Origin of the sequence: Homoserinimonas sedimenticola (assembly GCF_026094475.1) — a bacterium.
GTDB lineage: Bacteria > Actinomycetota > Actinomycetes > Actinomycetales > Microbacteriaceae > Homoserinimonas > Homoserinimonas sedimenticola.
Window position 1 is genome coordinate 2,307,351 of record NZ_JAPELL010000001.1, and the last position, 21,669, is coordinate 2,329,019.

The following is a 21,669-nucleotide window of genomic DNA, read 5'->3' on the forward strand; positions in this document are numbered from 1 at the left end:
ACCGGGGAGGCCCCGATAGCACCGGGGTTCGCACTTGTGCCAGATAGCGCTGGCCTCAATTTCGTTGCGGATACTGACGCGTTCAGTCAACTTCGTCGGGGCGAAGGGGATGCACGAGGTCAAGAGCAGTTCATTGTTTTGCGGATGCTGGCGGAGATGGATGCGGCTCGGGAGCTTCCGAATGGCTTCGAGATTGCCAGCCACGATGTTGCGCGCCTTGGCGACGACGAAGCGGATGTTCTGGGGCTTCCTCCTATCTACCGGGGCAGCTTCGACACGGCCGTCAAGGGGCACACCAACTCGTCGAGCTTTCGCTTTGAGCTGAGGACCCGCGTAGGCCTTCACCCTGAGCAGTGGAAACGAATCGGTCCACTACTAGAAGTGGGAGAGAAGCGGTTTCGCCTCACACCACCGCTCCTTCGAGCATTCGAAGCCGTTGAGACGCACGCGGGGCTACAGACGCAAGATAGAACTGAGAATGCGAACGCTCTGCTCATCGCGCGGCTTCATGAAGCACGAGATGAAGCTAACAGGCGAGGCGAACCATTCGGCATTCAGTTGCATCACTTCGACAGCTGGACAACCGCCGTGCCAGACGAGGTTTCCCTAAGTCTTGAACAGCGTCCCGATGGATCCCTCAAGGTGAGCCCCAACCTGAATGTCGGTGTTGAACCCTCGGCGGTGGTGTCTCGGCTCCATCAGATCGATCCTCAGGCGGACCAGGGTGTGCTTCGCGTTGGCAAGACGTTAGTCGTACTCGATGAAAAGCGCACTGCAGCAGTGCGTGATGTCATGCAGAACCGGCGCATCCCAGCGAGTCAGGTGAAGAAGTTCCTCGAAGCCCCCAGCGCATTCTTTGACGCGAGTCTCGTCAATCTCGAACTCGGCTTCGCAGAGTGGGTAAAGGGAGTGGGGGAGTTCGTCCCGGGGTCCTATGACGACGCGAAGATGTCGAGGGTTTCCTGGTTCGATTCCGACGACTTTGTCGCTCATGCCGCCGCAGTGTTGGGTCAGGTCGCCACGCTTGAGGAGCTTGACACTGTTGTCTTGGCGATCGAGTCGGCGTGGGAAAACGACCATTCAGTCGCCACCGTAGGCGAGACGCTCGTCGATGTCGGAGACCGCGAGCAGACGGCTGCTGCGATAGAAGAGGCTCGGCAGCGCGTTAGCGCCGCAGTCGAGACAACGACGCCGGGCGAGGTTCCTCTCGAGGAGGAGAAGCGCACCGTCTCTGTCCTGGTCGAGGAGGCATCGGAGTCGGCGACAGCGCTCACTACGGCGGCAGCTGGTGCAAAGCTGGCGAGGGACGTTGACTATGTTTCGCTCAAGCGATCCCCGTTCCCGCATCAGCGCGAAGGAATCGAATGGATGGCTCGCCTTATGCAGGCCTCCCTCGCTCCGGCCTCGAGTCTGCCGCGCTTGCAAGGAGCCCTGCTCGCCGACGACATGGGCCTCGGCAAGACGTTTATGACCCTTGTCGCCCTGCGGGAGTTCCTGGTCCACCAGGCTCAACTGGGGGAGCCGGATCGCCCGACGCTTGCGGTGCTCCCGTTGTCGCTCTTGGAGAACTGGGAGGCGGAGATCGGAGAGACGTTCCAGGAGAGTCCATTCAAGGATGTGGTGGTCCTGCAGTCGGACCGAGACTTGCGGCGCTTCAGAATCGCCGGGGCCGGTCGAGAGACCGTGGCGAAGACATCACAGTTTGGCGATGAGGGGATGCTGCGCGAGGACGCCATCAGATTCTCGCTTCGCATCGGGGCGGAATATGGCCCTGATCGCCTCGACATGCCGGGCAGGCTAGTGCTCACGACGTATGACACTGCCCGTGACTACCAGTTGTCGATGAGCCAAATCGACTGGGGGGTCGTGGTCTTCGACGAGGCGCAGAACATCAAGGTTCCGGACGCGCTGAAGACTCGAGCGGCGAAGGCGCTGAAGGCGCGCTTCAAGCTGCTCGCCACAGGAACTCCGATTGAGAATTCTCTTCGTGATCTCTGGTGCCTCATGGACACGGCGCAGCCGGGCCTGCTCGGGCGATGGGACGAGTTCCGCGAGCGATGGAGCGTGGGCGGAGACGACGACGGACTATCCGAAATTGAGTTTGAGGCTCTCGCTCTGCAGCTGCGCGACCATATCGGCACCTTTATGTTGCGACGGACGAAGGCGGATCACCTCACAGATCTCCCGAGCAAGACCATCTACTCGGGAGTAGAAGCGGCGCAAGACGACGGTGACGGCGTGGTGTTCGACCAGAGCCTCGCAATCCGGATGCCTCAGATTCAGCAGGCCGCGTACGACGACCGTCTCAACGGCTACCGGAGCGCGCCAAACCCCGGGCGAGAAGCCGCGCTGGCGGCACTTCAAGACCTCCGTGCCATCTCGCTGCATCCCAAGCTCAACGATCCCGCCGCTGGGGAGTTCTCGGAATCTGCCCGACTGCTCGGGGCCTTCGCCGTGCTCGACAGAGTGCGCGACGCAGGTGAGAAGGTGATCGTCTTTGTGATCGATCGCCGCATGCAGCGGAAGGTGGCGCTGTGGCTTGAACAGCGCTATGGGATCGCAGTCTCAGTCGTCAATGGCGAGACGAAGGCCGTGTCGACCCGCGGCGGAGACACTCGGCGGAGCATCATCAGGGAGTTCGAGGCAGCAGCGGGCTTCAACGTCATCGTGATGTCCCCACTCGCGGTGGGCGTCGGGCTCACGGTCGTGGGCGCGAACCACGCTGTGCTGTTGGAACGGCATTGGAACCCTGCGAAGGAAGCTCAAGCAATCGACCGGATCTACCGAATCGGACAGAAGCGACCGGTCCACGTCTATGTGCCGGTGGCGCTGCATCCCGCAATCGACTCCTTCGACCTGCACCTCGACTCACTGCTGCGGCAGAAGACTCGCGTGAAAGACGCGGTCATCGTGCCGGAAGCAGTGCGCGAGGGTGAGATGCTCAAGGGCATGGGGCTGCTGACGTGAGGGGTGGAGCATGAGTCAGGGAAAGCAGGTCCTGCTGTACCTCGTCGATGGTCGACCGGGCGGCCTTCGCACGGCTGAGATCGCAAACTGGACCGGGCACGTCCTTGCGGGCGAGCGATCCGATCTGAGTCGGATCATTGCACGCGACGAATCCAAGCGGACGGGGGTTTATCTCCTGCTGGGGGACCAGTCAGCCGGCGCCACCCAGGGGAGGCCTCGGGTATATGTCGGGGAGAGCGACGATGTTGCGTCTCGCCTTCGCCAGCATCACGACAAGAAGGACTGGTGGGACCGAGTCGTAGTTGTGACATCTCAGGCTCAAGCGCAGCAGCTCACCAAGTCACAGGTGCGTTTTCTCGAATCTGAACTCATTGCTCGTGCCAAGCTCACCGGCCGCGCTGACGTCGAGAACGGCACCGACCCTGGCTTTGCGAGGCTTTCGGAGGCCGAGCTTTCGAACATGAGCTATTTCCTCGAGCAGCTGCATGTCCTTCTGCCGACAATCGGCGTGGATGTCTTCAGACGCGGAGCGACCTCGCCGACGGAGGCGCCCGCCGGCGAACCACCCGCGCAGGATGAATCGCCCGTCTTCATTGTTCGCGGGCGCAAGCGGGGAATTGAAGCGCGGGCACGATTCGTTGACGGCGAGTTCATCGTTCTCGCCGGTTCAATGGGTGCGAGTGCGATTTCAGAGAGCGCGAAGTACAGCGAGAGCACCGCCCGCGCGTACGCGAATTACAGGGCGATTCATTCCTCCTTGGTCGAGCAAGGCATGCTGGTCGTGGAGAGAGATATCGCTCGGTTCGTGAAGGATGTACCTTTCTCGTCCCCTTCGACGGCCGGGGCAATTGTCCTGGGCCGTTCCTGCAACGGTCGCACATCGTGGACTACAGAAACAGGCCTCTCTTTTGGAGCTTGGGAAGGCCGAGACATCATCAGCGTGGGAGTAGAAGAATGACAAGCGAAGAGCAGCGCGCGAATCTGCACAAAACCATCTGGCGCATTGCCAACGACCTTCGCGGCAGCATCGACGGCTGGGACTTCAAGTCCTACGTGCTCGGGATGTTGTTCTATCGCTTCATCTCGGAGAACCTCACCGCCTACCTCAATGAGGGCGAGCGTGACGCAGGCGACGCCTCGTTCAACTACGCGAACCTTACGGACAAACAGGCCGAGTTCGGCCGCGAAACCACTGTCGCCGAGAAGGGTTTCTACATTCTCCCGTCGGAACTCTTCGTCAACGTGCGGAAGCGCGCTGCTGGTGACGCCAATCTCAACGAGACGCTCGAGCGGGTATTCAAGAACATCGAAGGTTCGGCGCTTGGCGCCGACAGTGAGGATGACCTCAAGGGCCTCTTCGACGACCTCGATGTGAACAGCTCAAAGCTTGGCAACACCGTCGCGAAGCGGAACGAGAAGCTTGTCAAGCTTCTCGACGCGATCGGTGACCTGCCCCTCGGCAACTTCGGCGACAATTCGATAGACCTTTTCGGTGACGCATACGAGTACCTCATGGGGATGTACGCCTCTCAGGCGGGCAAATCCGGTGGGGAGTACTACACGCCGCAGGAGGTGTCTGAGCTGCTGGCGCGCATCACCGTCGTCGGCAAGACCGAAGTGAATAAGGTGTACGACCCCGCCGTCGGGTCTGGCTCGCTGCTGCTGCAGTTCGCGAAGGTGCTCGGCAAGGCGAACGTGCGGCAGGGGTTCTTCGGACAGGAGATCAACCTCACCACCTACAACCTCGCCCGCATCAACATGTTCCTGCACGACGTGAACTATGAAAAGTTCAACCTCGCACACGGCGACACCCTCACCGACCCGCATCACTGGGACGAGGAACCGTTCGAGGCGATCGTCTCCAACCCGCCCTACTCGATCAAGTGGGATGGGGATGCGAATCCGCTGCTCATCAACGACCCCCGGTTCGCGCCAGCGGGAGTGCTCGCCCCTAAATCGAAGGCGGACCTCGCCTTCACGATGCATATCCTGTCGTGGCTCGCTGTTGATGGAACTGCAGCGATTGTTGAGTTCCCCGGCGTCCTCTATCGCGGCGGCGCGGAGAAGAAGATCCGCCAGTACCTCGTCGACAACAACTTCGTCGACGCCGTCATTCAGTTGCCGCCAGACCTTTTCTTCGGCACTACGATCGCGACCTGCATCATCGTGCTCAAGAAGTCCAAGACCGACAACTCAGTCCTATTCATCGATGCGTCGGCCGAGTTCGCCCGCACCGGCAACAAGAACAAGCTGACGGATGCGCACCGCGCGAAGATCCTGCATGCCTTCATCTCGCGTGAGAAGGTCGACCACTTTGCGCACCTTGTGGCCAATGGGGACATCGCGGTCAACGACTACAACATTGCTGTGTCTTCCTACGTCGAGCAGGAAGACACCCGCGAGACCGTTGACATCACGCAGCTCAACGCCGAGATCGCGCGCATCGTCGCACGGCAGGCGGAGTTACGCACCTCCATCGACGCAATCGTCGCCGACCTGGAGGGCACGGCGTGAGTCGCATCGATGATTTGATTATGGAGCGCTGCCCGGACGGCGTTGAGTTTAAGGCAGTTGGTGACGTTAGCACGAAGAGCTCGAAGATCAGGTGGGCAGACGCTCGTGACAACGAGTTCAAGTACATCGACCTCACGTCCGTTGACCGGGTCACACGGGAGATCGGAAACACAGCCACGATCACAGCGGCCAATGCACCGAGCCGTGCGCAACAGATAGTTCGCACCGGTGATGTTGTCTTCGCAACCACTCGTCCGGCACAAATGCGTTGGGCCGTGATTCCTCCGCAGTTTGACGGCCAGATCGCGAGCACGGGCTATTGCGTGCTTCGACCGGACACCTCGGTGGTGCTGACGAAGTTTCTGGCGCATGTTCTCGGGGGGGAGTCCTTCCGCCAGTATGTCGAGGCAAATCAGGTCGCTGGTAACTATCCGTCAATCCCAGACGGTCGAGTTCGGCGCTACCGGATCCCTGTGCCGCCTCTTGAGGTGCAGCGGGAGATCGTGAGAGTGCTGGATCAGTTCACTCAGTTGGAAGCGGAGTTGGAAGCGGAGCTGGAAGCCCGCCGCCGCCAATACGACTTCTACCGCGACTCCCTTCTAGCCTTCCCGGACGATGTAGAGCGGGTTTCTCTTGGTGATTTTGGCACCATCTTCGGCGGTCTTACCGGGAAATCAAAAACAGACTTCTCCGACGGAAACGCACGATTCGCGTCCTATGTCAACGTGTTCAAGAACATCGCACTCGATACGCAGGCTGATGATTTTGTTCGTATTGACACCGGGGAACGGCAACGTGCGCTTGCCTACGGGGACGTTATCTTCACCGGTTCGTCCGAGTCCGTAGCAGAAGTTGGCATGACTTCCGTTGTGACCGCCCGTTTGACGGAGCCCATGTATCTCAATAGCTTCTGTATCGGCTTCCGGCCTTACGACATTGCGCGGCTTATCCCTGAGTTCGCTAAACACCTGTTCCGATCCAGCTCGATGCGATCACAGATTGTCAAGACCGCGAGCGGAGTGACTCGTATCAACGTGTCAAAGGCGCGGCTTGCGAAGATACAGGTGCCGTTACCTGAGAAGGCCGAACAAGTGCGCATCGCTCGGATTCTCGATCAGCTTGATGAACTGACAAACGACCTGAGTATCGGTCTCCCTGCGGAGCTCGCTGCTAGACGGAAGCAATACGAGTACTACCGGGACAAGCTTCTGACGTTCAAGGAGTTGGTGGCATGATCGAGTCGGGTACGGCTCGCAAGTACGAGCCCATCGCGGTGAGCGGTGAGAGCACCGTTGTCGCCGAATATGTGCCCGACCCCGCGGCATCCGTTGGGTACCAGTCCGAGGCGGACCTGGAGCGAGAGCTGGTGCGGCTGCTTGAGTCGCAGGCGTACGAGTACCTCTCCGTCTCCTCCGATACCCAGCTCGTGGCCAACCTGCGCACGCAGCTCGAACTCCTCAACGGCATAACCTTCAGCGACACCGAATGGGAACAGTTCTTCAGCGAGCGAATCGCGGGCGCGAATGACGGCATTGTCGAGAAGACGGTGCGTATTCAGGAAGATCACGTTCAGTTGCTGAAGCGCGACGACGGGTCGACCAAGAACATCCACCTGATCGACAAGCAGAACATCCACAACAACCGCCTGCAGGTCATCAATCAGTACGAAGTCGATCGCTCCGCCGAGGACGGTGACGGTGGCGGCAAGCACGCGAACCGCTATGACGTGACCGTTCTCGTCAACGGGCTGCCGATGGTGCACATCGAACTCAAGCGGCGCGGGGTCGACATCCGCGAAGCGTTCAACCAGATCGATCGGTATCAGCGCGACAGCTTCTGGGCCGGCACCGGGCTCTTCGAATACGTGCAGCTCTTCGTGATCTCGAATGGCACGCTCACCAAGTACTACTCCAACACCACCCGCTGGCAGCGTCTCAAAGAAGAGAAGACGCCGGGCAAGGGACGCAAGAGTTCCCACAGCTTCGAGTTCACGTCCTGGTGGGCGGACGCGAGCAACCGTCCGATCCAAGATCTCGCCGCGTTCGCGAAAACGTTCTTCGCCAAGCACACCCTGCTCAACATCCTCACCCGCTATTGCGTGCTCACCGCCGACCGCACCCTGCTGGTGATGCGGCCCTACCAGATCGTCGCGACCGAACGCATCCTGCAGCGCATCGACATCTCCACCAACTACCGGCAGCTCGGTACGCTCGCCGCCGGCGGCTACGTGTGGCACACGACGGGGTCAGGAAAGACCCTCACCTCGTTCAAGACCGCGCAACTCGCCTCCAAGCTCCCCAGCGTCGACAAGGTGCTCTTCGTCGTCGATCGTAAGGATCTCGACTACCAGACGATGCGCGAGTACGACCGGTTCGAGAAGGGCGCAGCGAACTCCAACGCATCCACCGCGGTGCTCAAAAAGCAGCTTGAAGATCCGGGCGCCCGCATCATCATCACCACCATTCAGAAGTTGGCGAACTTCATCGGCGGCAACCGGGGCCACGAGATCTACTCAGGACACGTCGTGATCATCTTTGACGAATGCCATCGCTCCCAGTTCGGCGACATGCACACCGCCATCACCAAGGCGTTCAAGCGCTACAACCTCTTCGGCTTCACTGGCACACCGATCTTCGCGGCGAACTCCGGAAGCGGCGGGAACCCGAGGCTGAAGACGACCGAGCAGGCGTTCGGTGAGAAGCTGCACACCTACACAATCGTTGACGCGATCACCGACAAAAATGTGCTGCCGTTTCGCATCGACTACGTCAACACGATGAAGGTCGGCGCTGTCGCTGACAAGCAGGTGTCGGCCATCGATACGGAGAAGGCGCTTCTGGCGCCTGCGCGCATCAAGCAAATCGTCGAGTACACGCTCACCCACTTCGACCAGAAGACGAAGCGATCAAGTGCCTACCAGCACTCGATCGTCGCGAACGTGCCCGACGTTGTCGCCAGCAAGCGCAAGGTCGCAGAATTGCGCCAGGTGCAGAACGTGCGCGGGTTCAACGCGATCTTCGCCACCGCATCCATTGACGCAGCCCGCCGCTACTACAACGAGTTCAGCAAGCAGCAGCAAGACTTGCCCGATGCAAAGCGGCTCAAGATCGGCATCATCTATTCCTACGCCGCCAATGAGGCGCTCGAGGACGGGGTGCTTGAGGAGGAGGACTTCGACACGGATGCGCTGAGCAAGGATGCGCGCGAGTTCCTCGAAGACTCGATCCAGGACTACAACGACATGTTCGGCACCTCGTATGACACGAGCGCCGACAGGTTCCAGAACTACTACAAGGACCTGTCGCAGCGGCTCAAGAACCGGGAACTCGACCTAGTCATCGTCGTCAACATGTTCCTCACCGGCTTCGACGCAACTACCCTGAACACTCTGTTCGTGGACAAGAACCTCCGAGCTCACGGGCTGATCCAGGCGTACTCACGCACCAACCGGATCCTGAACTCGGTGAAGACCTACGGAAACATCGTTTCGTTCCGCAACCTCGAAGAAGAGACGAACTCCGCGCTCGAACTGTTCGGTAACAAGGACGCTCGTGGGGTGGTGGTTCTCAAACCGTATGCGGATTACTACGGCGAGTACTCCGAGAAGGTCACGGAGCTATTGGACCGCTTTCCACTCGGACAAATGATCGTCGGGGAAGACGCCCAGAAGGAGTTCATCGGCCTCTTCGGTGCCATCCTGCGGCTCCAGAACATCCTGAGCTCATTCGACGATTTCGCGGGCAACGAGATTCTCACCGAGCGGCAGGTGCAGGACTTTTCGAGCCGCTACCTGGATCTGTACGCCGACTTCCGCAAGGAGCGCGACGCCGACAAAGAGCAGATCAATGAGGATGTCCTCTTCGAGATCGAACTCATCAAGCAGGTCGAAATCAACGTCGACTACATCCTCATGCTCGTCGAGAAATACCGCGTCGAGCGCGGCAACGGCGATGACAAGGAGATCCGCGCCGCCATCAGTCGCGCGGTCGATGCGAGCCCCACGCTGCGCAACAAGAAGGATCTCGTCGAGAACTTCGTCGCCTCCGTTTCTATGGATGGCAGCGTCGGGGATGAGTGGCAGGCGTTCATCGCCGCGAAGCGGGATGCTGAGCTGGAGGCGATCATCGCGGACGAGAGTTTGCGGCCAGACGAAACCCGTGCGTTCGTCGACAGCGCCTTCCGCGATGGGGCTGTGCGTACGACGGGGACTGCGATCACTCGCGTTCTACCTCCGGTCTCGCGCTTCTCGGCGCAGGGTGGGCACGGAGAGAAGAAGCAACGTGTCGTTGAGCGGCTGGGGGAGTTCTTTGAGCGCTTCTTCGGCTTGAGCTAGTGGCGATCAATTCCCTTCCATAGGTCCATGGTCAAGTGTGCGGCGACTCATCCTCCACTGGCACCCGTGCGAGCGCGACCTTCGTGAAACCGATTCGGTTGAGGTCGCGGACTGTCTGCATGAGCGTGAGTCGGCTAAAAAACGGGAGCCACTCGATTCCTTTTGCTCTCGAATTCGCGATGACTGCGTACGTCACGGTCACATTGTCGCGGTTCGGCGCAGCGCTGCTTGGAGGCACGAGTGCCAGCCAGGCGCTGGCGTCTTTTGTGCCCGCGGCTTTTGTGATGGCTGCGCGTACCTGATCACGCAGCTGTCCGTCGACGAGCGCTTCGGCTGACACATGCCCTTGCGCGAAGAGATGGCTCAGTGTGGATGAGCGGGATTTGCGCTTGACGTGAATCAGAGATCCATCCGATGCAATCAAGTCGCAAAACTCAATCTTGGTGGCTGCGCCATCGGGGGCGACGAGCTGCTTGTCGAGGAGTGCCAGCTCGGCGGAGCTCGCAGCGGCTCTCGCGTTGTAGTCACCCTCGGACTCGCCGGGGTGACCGGCGGGGAGGGAGACGGACATTTGCGGAATCGCAGACACCACGGCGTCGACTTGGGTGACCAGTGACTCGGCAATTTCGAACCACCGGCCTTCCACGAGAGCGTAGAGACTCCCGTCAACGCGCTGCTCTGAAACGAGGCACTGGTAGACGTTCCAACGGTCCACCGGCTCGGCACTGCTGATGAACTTCACGGCGACCTTACGCTGCTTGAGGTTGTCAAGGGTGAGTTCGCCGGCCGCAGTGGCAGGCTCCGCCAGGTAGGCGTCCAGATCCAGCTCTACGAAATGCCGCTGGCGGCGCGTTGGGGTTATGACAAAGTGTTCGATGTCTTCCCAGTCGAGGTTCTCTGGCATAGCCATATGGGTTGAGCTCGTGTCGGCGGCTCTCAGCTGACTGATGAGTTGCGTATCTAGCCGAGCGAGGAGGGCAGGATCTCTTACTTCCGCCAGATGATCGACCCAGCCAAACGTTGCCTGGTACTTATCTGCGGTGTAGTGGGCGTACACGTCGCGGAGAAGGCTCGGGAGATCAGACACTGGATTCGTGACACCGAGGACGAGGGCGTCGGCGCCGCTTATCGACCTATACCCGGTCGACTCGGGGCGATCCCAGTCACGCCCCGGACGATATCTCTGAGAATGTCCACGCCGAAAGTCGGAAGCTCGGCGGTACGACTTGTTTGCGTGTTTCTCGACACCACCATCTCATCGAATAGCTTGGTGTCGAGACTGCGAATCTGCTTCTCGTCGATGAGGTTAAGAGCGACCTTCAGCCCGAAGCGACGTTCGATTCTTGCTTGGTTGAGGAAGCTCCTGCCGTAGCCGAAGGTCAGCGCGAACATCTGGCCGTCCACGGCCAGCACGAGCAGTCCGGACGCCGCTGCGGACTGGGCTCCTTGAATGCCGCCGTTAACTACCGGGGCAACGTATTTCGCCCAGGTTGGAGTGTGGGCTACGTTTCTTCTCCAGTAGAACCGCCCGACCAGCCCAGACGACTCGGTCAGTTCGCTGGTCTCTAGCTCAGCTATGACGTCGTCGTCAACGGCATCGTCAGGACGGTGGGTGTCTCTAAGTAGAAAAATGGTAAGTCGCTGCGTGCCCATGCCGTCGGCCCCTCCCCATTGACGGCGTCTGGGAGGTTAGAGGAATGACCCGGCTGATAGACGGTCTCGCGGCGGCGAGTCGTGAACTCAATGCTGCCTCTCCAGGACCGAGCGGAGACAGCGCTGAGGCGAACTCGGCAGTTTGGCTGATGGCACAATGCTGATCGGAGTTACTCCTGTGTGTGTCTTGGGCGCTGCGGGCTGCGAGCGAGGTACTGGACACGGTCAATCTGAGATCTGAGATCTGAGATCTGAGATCTGAGATCTGAGATCTGCGAACGAGCGAACGGGCGACCGCGGACATGTGCGCGTCTCTGGCACTGCGCCCGCCTTCGAGGAGGTGCGCCGCGACGCGAATGCCGTAGATGAGCCGATACGCTCAAATGAAGTTCGACGAGGGGGGCTAATGAGCCAAGCATGGGTGATCCGCTCTGGACGCTATGGGGAACGAGACACCTGGGCGCTCGCGAACGGCGTTTCTGGGGGCGGTTGGCAAGAAGTCCCTGATCTCACGCGATGTCAGACCAGAGAAGATGTCGGGGCTGTTGTCGCCACCACTTTCTCTGATGCAAGCGACGGCACTCTCGCGAATTACACCGGCCAGCTTTGGGCTCTCCGAGGCCGCATCCAGGTGGGCGACCTGCTTGTCATGCCCCTGAAGACAACGAAGCGAATCGCCATGGGGCGCGTCACTGGAGGCTATGAGTATCTTGCGGGCCAGCCTGATCCCAGTTGCCGACATGTTGTCCGCGTGGATTGGAGCGTCACTGACCTCCCGCGTACTGCGATCAAGCAGGACCTCCTTTACACGCTCGGCAGTGTGCTATCGGTCTTCGCACCATCGAAGAATTCAGCTGTTCAACGGCTCGAGCGCGCATTCGAGACTGGAGAGGACCCGGGGCAGATCCCGTTCATGACGCACAAACCTGTGGGCGATGGGCCGCAGAAGCGATCGTTGGGTGACGATGACGATGTCGATGAGCCGGAGCTGCAGGTTGACATTGACGAGATCGCGCTGAACCAAATCACGGCGAAGATCGCAGAGGAGTTTGCGGGCCACGGACTGGCGGCTCTCGTCGGCGAGATCATGGAGGCGGATGGCTTTTCGTGCATCGTTTCGCCGGAAGGACCCGACGGCGGAATCGACATCATTGCCGGACGCGGCGTCCTAGGCCTCGACCAGCCGCGGATCATCGCTCAGGTGAAATCCGGTGGGCAGGTGGGAGACCCGGTCGTACACCAGCTCCACGGAGTGATGAGTACCCAAGGAGCGGAGCAGGGGTTGCTCGTGGCGTGGGGAGGGCTGAGCAAGCCCGCACGCGATTCACTGAAAGGTCACCAACTCAAGATTCGAGTGTGGGAGGCGGCCGATATCGTGCAGGCGGTGCTCCGCTCATACGACCGGCTCTCCGAAGACACGCGGAGTCGTCTGCCGTTGAAGCGCGTTTGGATGCTGGCTGACTAGCTATATGCGCAGGTGAACTGTCCCTCCGCCATTTCCCGGCGTGGTAGCAGAGGGGGTTCAAGAACAGCGCAGCCTGATGGCCGACTACGGGTACTACGAGAGCCTCTGAGCGCCCGTCCTAGTGCGAATGTCGCCCGCACTGGGGCTCGTCACCTCTCGCCGCCCTGCGAAAGACTGCACCAATGGTCCGCATGATCCCGCCCTACCCGCGCCAGGGTGCCAACGGCTCGGAGCGGGCGATCTTCTCCGCGCTCGAAGGCATCCTTGACCGGCCTGACTGGGTAGTCATCCACTCGCTGTCGCTCGCCCAGAACTTAGGCGGGCTGATGGGTGAGACCGACTTCATCGTCGTTGCGCCCGGCAAGGGCATCCTCTTGATCGAAGCGAAGTCGCCCAAGTATGTCGAGTACAAGGCCGGCGACTGGTACCTCGACCGCACCCCCAACCCCAACAAGGACCCCCTCAAGCAGTTGGAGGGCGCACGCCGCAGCATCCGCGGCTTCCTTCGCGAGCGCGAACTGTTGCGCGGTGACGAGCCAATCGCGCGCCTGCTCTGGTTCACTTCGCTTGGCCGACACCAGTTCGAGAACAAGACGCCGGCCGACATGCAGTTCTTCGAGTGGGAGCTCGGTTGGCGGGACGACCTGGCGAAGCCGGCCTGGGTCGTCGAGAAGGTGCTCGCGGAGCACAACAAGTGGTTCAGCGAGGTGGACGCCGTAGAGCTCGACCCCGAAGCGTTGACCGCCGAGCGGGCGGCGGAGATCGCCGAAGCCCTTGTCGGAGACTTCAAGGCGTACCAGAGCAGGGCCGAGCAGAAGGCCGAGCAACGGTCACAGGAGCAGCGCATGCTCGCCTCCCAGAAGTTCGCGCTCGAACTCGTCGAAGACAATCCGCACGTCTACTTCGATGGTCCCGCCGGAACCGGCAAGAGCTACCTCCTCGCGCACGCCGCACGACGGTTCGCAGGGCAGGGCAAGCGGGTGCTGGTCACCTGCTGGAACCTCCTCATGGCCGAGGAGTTGCGCAGCCTCGTGGGCGGCAAGCAGGCAGCCAAAATCGAGATCGGCGACCTCAACGCTGTGATGCTCAGCATCTGCGGCCTCCCCACGAACCCCGCGGATGCCGACAGCATCTGGTACGAACAGCAGCTCCCGCAGCTCACACTCGAGAGACTTCAGGAGAAGCCCTACCTCGGCTCCTACGAGGCGATCTGTGTGGATGAGTTCCAAGACATCGCGGGCAACGCCCTTCTCCTCGACGTAATCCTCGCGCTCAGTGGCACCGGGAAGCCGGAGGGCTCGGAACTCGTGTTCGCGGGCGACTCGCGCCAGCAGATTCTCCGCAAGTCCGAACAGCAGGTGGACGCCTACGCCGTCGCCCGCGAGCGCATCGCGGACCTTGTGCGGGTGCGCGTGCGGCGCAATTGCCGCACTGTCCCTGCTGTCATCGATGGCGCCGAAGCGGTGCTCCGCCGGGCGCTCGGCTTCACCGGCCACCGGGTGGCGCGGAGCGTGCCCGGCGGGCTGGAAGTCGTGAACGGCGAAGCGACCTCCGCCGTGGCATCCGCCCTGAAGTCGCTACTCGAGCATCATGATGCCGAAGACATCGTCATTCTCAGCCCCTTCGGCGATACCAATTCGACTGTGGGTCGCTTCCTGCAGCGAGCAGAGAAGAGCAAGGACGAGCGCTGGCTGCGCAAACAGCTCGCTGCCGAGGGCTCGGCTGGCAAGGTCCACTGGCGCTCAATCTTCAAGTACAAGGGTCTAGATGCGGATGCCGTGATCCTGACCGACCTCGGGGCTGAAGCGCGTGACGCGGTGCGTTCGTGGGGGCTGAACTGGGACGACGTGATGTACGTGGGGCTCACCCGGGCCAAGTACAGGTGTGTCGTGGTGGACGCGTCGGTGGCTGGCGTATGAGTGTCGGTGCCCGTCGATAGAGTCCAGCCATGGTCAGCTATGCAGCCCTCACAGAGAGAAACGCCGTCGATGATGCGATCGCCGAGTTCGACCGTCTCGGCAGAGACGCGTTCCTCGAGAAGTACGGATTCGGGGAGGCCAAGGAGTACTTTCTCGTCACGGAGCGGGGACGCTACGACTCGAAGGCGATCTTCGGGGCCGCTTACGAGCGGCAGCATGGCACACGGCTCGGCCCCTCCGACTTCAACGGCGGTAAGAACGGTGCTGCTGGTCGTCTGGCCCAGCTCGGCTACACAGTGGAAGGGCTCGAATCAGCTGCCGGACGCCTCTCGTTCGCCGTTTTTGCTGATGCGATGGCCGAGTTCAAGCCGCCCATCGCCAACGCGCATGCGATCCACGCCTTCATGGCAGACAAGGACTTTCAAGAGTTCTACATCCCGGCTTCTCGCCCGTACATCGCGATGATCAGTCGGGGCGGCAACCGACCGTCAGCATGGATTCACCGCGGGTTCATCACTCATCGGAAGGAAGACGGCACCTGGGACGAGATCGCCTTGCCGGAGAACCGTCTGCGTGACGGTGGCGGGATGCGACAGCGGCGGCGCGAAGAGAGCGACAGCCGGACATGCAGCACTCCGGGGTGCGGCATGGTGCTGCCGCCGAGCGGCGTGTGCGACAACTGCTGAGAACGAACCAAACGACCAAATGGCGAGGAGGTAATCGATGACAACAATCTCGCACGAAAGCGCTGTCGAGGCGGCGGTACGGCACATGAAGAGACTGGGGTTCGTCGAGACCGTCGTTCGAGCGCGCAACGCGTGGGGAGCCGTAGACATCGAAGCTCGAGGAGCGCTCGCTTCGGTGGTGAGCCCAGCGCGCCCGGTGGAACTGCACGAGGGCGAGCGGTTGCGGGGTGCCGCTGGCTTCGACAGCGAAGCGCTGCTGTACGGAGGTGCCTACTCGAGCGCGGTGGCGGCGTTCGCAGAGGAACGGGACATTGCATTGTTCGGCATCGCAGCGAGCGGCGACGTTGAGGTGCACTCCAGCGCTGGGCGTCGGCTGGCGAATCAAGGCTGGCTCTCCACTGGACCCGCGCTTGAGACGATGGCTCGGGATGACCTCGAACGAGCAATCGAAAGCTACCTTCAAGCTGCCATCGATACCGCAGGAAAGCTAGGACCCGCGATCGAGTACGCAGCTCAGGAACTTGTCGAGGCGGGTGAACTCGGCGAGGAGCTTCAACTTCGCCTGCGAAACACGGCGCGTGCTACACGGACGCTCGCTGCACTCTTGGAGATCGCGAACGGGGAGCGAAAGTTGCCCGCTGCGACCGCCATTCGCGAAGCCGCGCAGATCGAGACACTCGTCCACAGGATTGCAGAGCAGTGGGAGATCGAGTACAGCGATCTTGAACTCGACGCATCAGTCGACAGAATCCTCGACCGCTGAAGGCTGCGGCTGGACGGGTGGCGGAGAGCAGAAGTCGAGCGGTGCGCATTCAAGCGAGTACAAGAGAGAGCCACCGCCCGAACTGGGGGCATCCTCGGAAATCTTAACGTCGGCGGTTGCGCTTAGTGTCATTCCCGTGAGCGACGACGAGCAGACACGCGAAATCGAACTGATCAGTGACGGCGACAGCATCGCTGTCATCGGCGAGCAGGCCGCGGTCGATCGTTTTCTCGAGGCCGAAGGTCTTCAGGCGAAGGACATGGCGCTGCATCGCATTCGCCCATCCTCGATTTCCAGGGTGGCGGCCGTTGCCCAGGTCGGGTCGGCGATCGCAGCGAGCTCGGGGCGATGGGTGAAAGTCAGCAAGGAATCGGCTCAGCTCATGAAGAAGTACGAGCTGATGAAGGGCCCCAACGGCGACCTCGCTCGCGCAGTGCTGATGGACAAAGGCAAGATCAAAGGACTCGTCCAGATCGTCAAGGGCCCGGGCAGCTTGGCGGCGAGTCCTGCCCTGCTGGCCGGAGCGGCGGGCATCATGACCCAGCTTGCCATGCAGCAGTCGATGGATGAGATCACCGACTACCTCGAGAAGATCGACAAGAAGCTCGACGACGTCATCCGCGCTCAGAAGGATGCCGTCATCGCCGACATGCTCGGAGTCGGGATGGTCATCGACGAGGCGCTCACCATTCGCGAAGAAGTAGGTCGAGTGTCCGAAATCACCTGGTCCAAGGTGCAGGGGACATCAGTGACGATCGCCCGCACCCAGGCGTACGCCCTTCGCCAGCTCGACGCCCTCGCTGCGAAGCTGGAGGGCGAAACAAGCATGGGCGAGTTGGCCGAAACCGCCAAGGAGGCTCGCGCCAAGGTGCAGGAATGGCTTGCGATCCTGGCTCGCTGCTTCCAGCTTCAAGACGCAATCGCGGTCGTCGAAATCGATCGAGTGCTGGATGCGGCGCCCGAGGAAATCGACGAACACCGGATGGCGCTCAAGACTGCCAGAAAGAAGCGTCTTGAGTTGATACAACAGACCACCGAGCTCCTGCTCGCGCGAATGGACGCGGCTGCAGAGCGAGCAAACACAAAGGTCCTTCTCAATCCTTTCGACTCCCGTGCGATCGTCGCCTCAAGCAACGAGCTCGCCGGCAACGTCGTCGCGTTTCATGAGCGGCTCGGAATCGGCCGCGAGTGGGAAGCGCGTGACGCCAAGCGATGGGTTGAGGCAGTGGGCGACGCACGAGATGACCTTGTAGAGGCCGGCGCGGGCGGAGTGGATGCGGCAAAGCGATTCGGCAACGCCACCTTCGACCGGGCCAGGTCGGTGAGTGACAAGCTCGCCATTCGGATGGCCGAACGCGCCCTTCGCCGACGTGACGAAGCCGAGACGGCGGACGAGTGATGGAGGTCGCCCCAAACTGCTTTCAGAGAAGGCGCGGACGGGATTGGGTGTCAAGAATCTGACACCCAACGGCGTCGACGAGACGCTGGAGATGCTCCCGCAATCTGACGAACAGTTGGCGCCCGTCCGAGATCGAGCCTGATTCCTCGTCCATGTAGACATCCCGGCGCACCTCCAACATGACCGACTGCACGCGTGCATCCTTCCGGTAGTGCTTCAACGGCACGTATGACCCAGCGAACGGGCCATTGTCGCCCTGCTCAAGATCAGCGAACGCACTGCGAACGGCGTCGAGCAGAGCATCCGGCGCATGGAAGGGCTCGAAGCCGATGCACAACTGCGGCCGCCGCGACTCAGAGTGCAGCTCGTACGGCAACGGATGCTGCGGGTAGGAGTGCACATCGAGGATGACGGCACGCCCATGCCGGGCGAGAGTCTCGTCAACGAGCTCAGTAAACCGGCGGGAGTACGTGTCGAAGAAAGCTAGGAGCTCGCCACGCTCGAGCGCTGAGGGGCGACGGATCTCCTGACGCTGGGAGCCATGGGTGTAAAGCACCCCCATGCCCACCTGATTCATCTCCTCTGTCTCGTCAGGGAACCTCTCCACGTCGACCACAAGTCGAGACAAGTGATTCACGACGCTGCTTGCCCCTGTGATCGAGGCAACCAGCTCGCCCGTGAAGTGGTCGGTCATGCGGTCCTTTTCAGCTTCCAGCTCGTCGGCGCTGACGACAAACGACGCTCTGAAGCGCTCCGGAATCGTGCGACCGCCGTGAGGCGCGTGCAGGATCAGCGGTGAGTCTCGTTCCGTCGCGGTGAATAGGTCGGCGAACTCAACATCGACGTCAACCTCGTTCTCGGGCACTGTTCGCGTCCTGCCTGGGGCTTGGTTCAGCAGCGTCGAGTCCGGCAACTGAGTCGCTTGCTCTGAATGCCCGCGCATCATAGGGATCCTGCCGCGTGGAGCACACGAGTCACCGCCGCCGAGGGGCGGATTCCTTGCTCCAACAGGGCAAGCCACCGTGACCAGATCACAGGGTCGAGATGGCGGCCGGTCCAGCCTCGCCGGTCGGTGATCAGTGGCGCGAGATTGTGATCTCTCTCGCCCAGCTCATGCCTGATGCATTCATGGAGCCAATGGAACTGCTCCGGTGTGAATCCGGCACGCTCGTAAGCGACCGCAGCCTCGCCCCACTGGCGCAGGTTCACGTGTCCTCCACGACGGACGACCGCTGCAGCGCCATTCATTCCCGCAGGGCCCAGAAAGACGGGCGGGCGGTCGAGAAACATCTGCGACCAGCGATTACGCCTGTCTTCAGGAACGCCAGCCCAGTGATCGACTTCGCCGGGGCGGGGTGCACCACCGATGACTGTCGGCGCTTCCTTGTTTTGTGCCAACTCAGTGTCGAGTTGCTTCACAAGCTGACGCCACTGCGCTTGAAGGTCTTCGTCCTGAGGCATGACGCCTCCCCTCCGGAGGCCCAGCCCCCATCGACTTGCTGCGCGACGGATGTCACCAGCCGGTTCTACCCCTGGGGCACCCCAGTCGATGGACGGGGTTGCCGGACCGCAAGCCAGGTACTTGACGCGGTCGCTCTGGAACCTGAGAACGAGGATAGGGGAAGCGGGTGACATTTGCCGCTGAGGGTGATAGCCCTCGTGAGCTCAGGCGTCGCCGTCGGCCGCTCGCCGCTCCTCTGCGCTGAAGCCGCGCTTTGACTTCGAGCGCACATCGGAGACGTACCGGCTGAGATTCGCGCTCACCGCGCCGACGGCCGCAGCATCCGTTGTGTATGTGAGCGAACTGTCGGCAGCGAAACCAAGGCTCTCGCCCGTAAGGACGGCATCCTGGTTCGCGCCGAGGAACACGAAGTCCCAGCCATACTTCTCCTGCTGCTGCGACACGAGGGCGCGCACAGCGCCTGCACCATACTCTCGGCTCGAGTTTTCGTGCCCGTCGGTAACCACCACGACCTGCACGGTTTCTGGTCTTGCATGCTCCGGAAGCGCCGCGAGCGCGCGCCCGAACTCCGTGACCGAGACACCAATCGCGTCAAACAGGGCGGTCATACCACGCGGATCCAGCGAGATCGTCGTGGCAGTAGCATCCGCCATCGAGCACTGCCACTCGATCACATCATCGAAGGTGACGACGTCGAGGGTGAGAAGACCCGGCCGCTTCGCCTGCTCCGCGATCATCGCGTTGAGACCGCCGACCATGTCATCACGGATGGTGCTCATAGAGCCGCTACGGTCAATCACAAGCAGCATCGCGGTGTAATTCGGGTCAGTCATAGTGGCTCCTCGGGTCGAGCGGCTCCCTGAGCGGATCGGGAGAGCACCAGTGTGGAGGCAGCCACTGACATCGCCTGGTGCGCCGATCTTGCGCGCGAGGCATCCCGTCGGCAAGATGGCAGTGGCAGCTCTCCCTATCTAAAGGGGTCCGGGGTTTGGTTCTTCTACAGCCGCAAGCTCGGACGTCGGTCGTCATATAAGGCGAAGCGCGTCGCAATCAATATTCGCGACGTCCGATGGGAGTCCCTTGTCGCATTTTCCGTGCACGAAGATTCACTACGCCACTCTCGATGCTGCTGGCAACGCGTTGCGAGGGATCAGGGGTAGCAAGAGGCCGAGCCGACGCGAGTCTGCGATCTACCCCTGCGGTCGATGTCACGGATTTCATCTGACATCTGACCGGAAGAGTGCGGGAAACAAATGGACGCGCCGGGCTTTGAGCGTGTGAGACTGCGCGTGCTCGGGCCCGATGCCGCAATAGCCGCTCCGCCCGGTGTCGGACGCTGCCGCTACCGTGACCTCATGACATTCGCGAACGTGGGAACCCTCGGCACCAAGCCCGGCAAGCGTGATGAGGTCGTGGCGATCCTCACCCGCCGCAACCCCCAGCTGGGCGAGGCCGGCTGTCTGCTCTACGAGGTCGGCGTCAACGACGACGAGCCCGACACGGTCTTCGTCGCTGAACTCTGGACTTCCGCCGAAGCGCACCGGGCGTCGTTGCAACTCGACAGCGTCCGCGCCGCCATCGCCGAGGCGATGCCTTTGCTGTCGGGGGAGATGGGCGGCAGGCAGTTCTCCGTAGTCGGTTCACCGCTGCGAGACTGAGCGGTTCCGGCACCCGCTGTCCCCAGCCGCGACTACCGTGGAACTCATGCCCACCAACCTCCTCGGCCCCGAGCCGACGCTGCTTCCCGAAGAACCCGACGTGCTGGCGGATGTCGCCGACACGGAGCGCACTGCCGCTGACGTGGTGATCGGGCATCCGACCTCGTCGCTCGCGTGGGCGCTGCTGGCTGACGAGGCGTTCGAGGCGGGGAAGACGCTCGAGTCGTATGCGTACGCACGCGTCGGCTACCACCGCGGGCTGGATGCGCTGCGGCGGGCCGGCTGGAAGGGGCACGGGCCCATCCCGTGGTCGCATGAGCCGAACCGCGGCGTGCTGCGCGCCCTCTACGCACTGCACCGAGCCGCCGACGCGATCGGCGAAGAGGACGAAGTGGAGCGGCTCGCGAAGTTCCTGGACGACTCCGATCCGGATGCTGCGAAGCGGATCGCTGCGGGGGAGTAGCGGCTCGTCAGAGCCGCTTCGCGGTGGCGGTGCAGGCGGCGACACGCCCGGGATGCGCGCGATTCGCCAGACCCCCTGCAACCGCGTAATCTATTCATTCGTCACCCCAAAGGTGCGGGAAAGCCGAAGAGCTTCCCGGCCTCAAGCGGGGACAAACCCCACCAGCAAGATCTCGCCGAGACGCATCGCGTCTCCGCCAGGATCTGAGCGAATGGGATAGCTCTACTGCGGTTCGCCCAGGCGAGTCGGATGCGTCGCACGACAGTCCGAATCTGTAGTAAGCTAGGAAAGTTGCCCCGGCAGCGTCACCGGAAGGTGGAGCACCGGGAGCGTCCGATCCTTGAGAACTCAACAGCGTGCACTATGTCAAATGCCAAAAACCTCGTA

General features: G+C 61.6%; 15 protein-coding genes, 1 pseudogene and 1 riboswitch. Of the genes and pseudogenes, 12 read left to right on the forward strand and 4 right to left on the reverse strand.

Going from position 1 to position 21,669, the window contains the following annotated elements:
- Positions 1–144: 144 nt before the first annotated feature.
- From OH146_RS11115 to OH146_RS11135, 5 genes are read left to right on the forward strand one after another with little or no spacing between them, the layout of a single operon-like run.
- Complete coding sequence (locus OH146_RS11115) at positions 145–2,967, forward strand: DEAD/DEAH box helicase (protein ID WP_265160510.1); 2,823 nt, start codon at positions 145–147, stop codon at positions 2,965–2,967.
- 10 nt (positions 2,968–2,977) lie between these two features.
- Positions 2,978–3,925 (forward strand): GIY-YIG nuclease family protein, encoded by a 948-nt coding sequence (locus OH146_RS11120; protein WP_265160512.1) that lies wholly within the window; start codon positions 2,978–2,980, stop codon positions 3,923–3,925.
- A complete protein-coding gene (locus OH146_RS11125; RefSeq protein ID WP_265160515.1) occupies positions 3,922–5,481 on the forward strand; it encodes a type I restriction-modification system subunit M in 1,560 nt (519 codons plus the stop codon). The genes OH146_RS11120 and OH146_RS11125 overlap by 4 nt, the downstream gene beginning before the upstream one ends.
- The gene (locus OH146_RS11130) at positions 5,478–6,716 is read left to right on the forward strand and encodes a restriction endonuclease subunit S (RefSeq protein WP_265160516.1); all 1,239 of its coding nucleotides are present in this window, start codon (positions 5,478–5,480) and stop codon (positions 6,714–6,716) included. Before OH146_RS11125 ends, OH146_RS11130 begins: the two co-directional genes overlap by 4 nt.
- The gene (locus OH146_RS11135) at positions 6,713–9,814 is read left to right on the forward strand and encodes a type I restriction endonuclease subunit R (protein WP_265160518.1); all 3,102 of its coding nucleotides are present in this window, start codon (positions 6,713–6,715) and stop codon (positions 9,812–9,814) included. Before OH146_RS11130 ends, OH146_RS11135 begins: the two co-directional genes overlap by 4 nt.
- 31 nt (positions 9,815–9,845) lie before the next feature.
- Here OH146_RS11135 and OH146_RS14010 read toward each other — a convergent pair.
- A pseudogene (locus OH146_RS14010) lies at positions 9,846–11,467 on the reverse strand (DUF6119 family protein).
- A 406-nt stretch (positions 11,468–11,873) separates the two neighbouring features.
- On the opposite strand from OH146_RS14010, the gene OH146_RS11150 reads away from it, so the two are divergent.
- The 5 genes from OH146_RS11150 (at position 11,874) to OH146_RS11170 (ending at position 17,699) form a co-directional block, all read left to right on the forward strand.
- Positions 11,874–12,932 (forward strand): restriction endonuclease, encoded by a 1,059-nt coding sequence (locus OH146_RS11150; RefSeq protein ID WP_265160525.1) that lies wholly within the window; start codon positions 11,874–11,876, stop codon positions 12,930–12,932.
- Between the two features lie 182 nt (positions 12,933–13,114).
- Positions 13,115–14,851 (forward strand): NERD domain-containing protein/DEAD/DEAH box helicase, encoded by a 1,737-nt coding sequence (locus OH146_RS11155; protein WP_265160528.1) that lies wholly within the window; start codon positions 13,115–13,117, stop codon positions 14,849–14,851.
- A gap of 29 nt (positions 14,852–14,880) precedes the next feature.
- Complete coding sequence (locus OH146_RS11160; protein ID WP_265160530.1) at positions 14,881–15,537, forward strand: ScoMcrA-related endonuclease; 657 nt, start codon at positions 14,881–14,883, stop codon at positions 15,535–15,537.
- A gap of 37 nt (positions 15,538–15,574) precedes the next feature.
- On the forward strand, positions 15,575–16,300 hold the full coding sequence (locus tag OH146_RS11165) for a hypothetical protein (RefSeq protein ID WP_265160532.1): 726 nt from the start codon (positions 15,575–15,577) through the stop codon (positions 16,298–16,300).
- Between the two features lie 136 nt (positions 16,301–16,436).
- Positions 16,437–17,699 carry a hypothetical protein gene (locus OH146_RS11170; RefSeq protein WP_265160535.1) on the forward strand — a complete coding sequence of 421 codons (1,263 nt, stop codon included), beginning with the start codon at positions 16,437–16,439 and terminating at the stop codon, positions 17,697–17,699.
- A 22-nt stretch (positions 17,700–17,721) separates the two neighbouring features.
- Here OH146_RS11170 and OH146_RS11175 read toward each other — a convergent pair whose 3' ends face one another.
- The 3 genes from OH146_RS11175 to OH146_RS11185 all read right to left on the reverse strand — a co-directional run bounded on the left by OH146_RS11175 (position 17,722) and on the right by OH146_RS11185 (position 19,994).
- A complete protein-coding gene (locus tag OH146_RS11175; protein WP_265160538.1) occupies positions 17,722–18,564 on the reverse strand; it encodes an N-formylglutamate amidohydrolase in 843 nt (280 codons plus the stop codon).
- A gap of 77 nt (positions 18,565–18,641) precedes the next feature.
- Positions 18,642–19,160, reverse strand: coding sequence for a hypothetical protein (locus OH146_RS11180; protein WP_265160540.1), 519 nt, complete (start codon positions 19,158–19,160; stop codon positions 18,642–18,644).
- A 26-nt stretch (positions 19,161–19,186) separates the two neighbouring features.
- A riboswitch (SAM riboswitch) is annotated at positions 19,187–19,302 on the reverse strand.
- A gap of 62 nt (positions 19,303–19,364) precedes the next feature.
- Complete coding sequence (locus tag OH146_RS11185) at positions 19,365–19,994, reverse strand: vWA domain-containing protein (RefSeq protein ID WP_265160543.1); 630 nt, start codon at positions 19,992–19,994, stop codon at positions 19,365–19,367.
- 522 nt (positions 19,995–20,516) lie between these two features.
- Here OH146_RS11185 and OH146_RS11190 point away from each other — a divergent pair.
- The gene (locus OH146_RS11190) at positions 20,517–20,819 is read left to right on the forward strand and encodes a putative quinol monooxygenase (RefSeq protein WP_265160545.1); all 303 of its coding nucleotides are present in this window, start codon (positions 20,517–20,519) and stop codon (positions 20,817–20,819) included.
- A gap of 46 nt (positions 20,820–20,865) precedes the next feature.
- Positions 20,866–21,282 carry a DUF3151 domain-containing protein gene (locus OH146_RS11195; RefSeq protein WP_265160547.1) on the forward strand — a complete coding sequence of 139 codons (417 nt, stop codon included), beginning with the start codon at positions 20,866–20,868 and terminating at the stop codon, positions 21,280–21,282.
- Positions 21,283–21,669 lie beyond the last annotated feature (387 nt).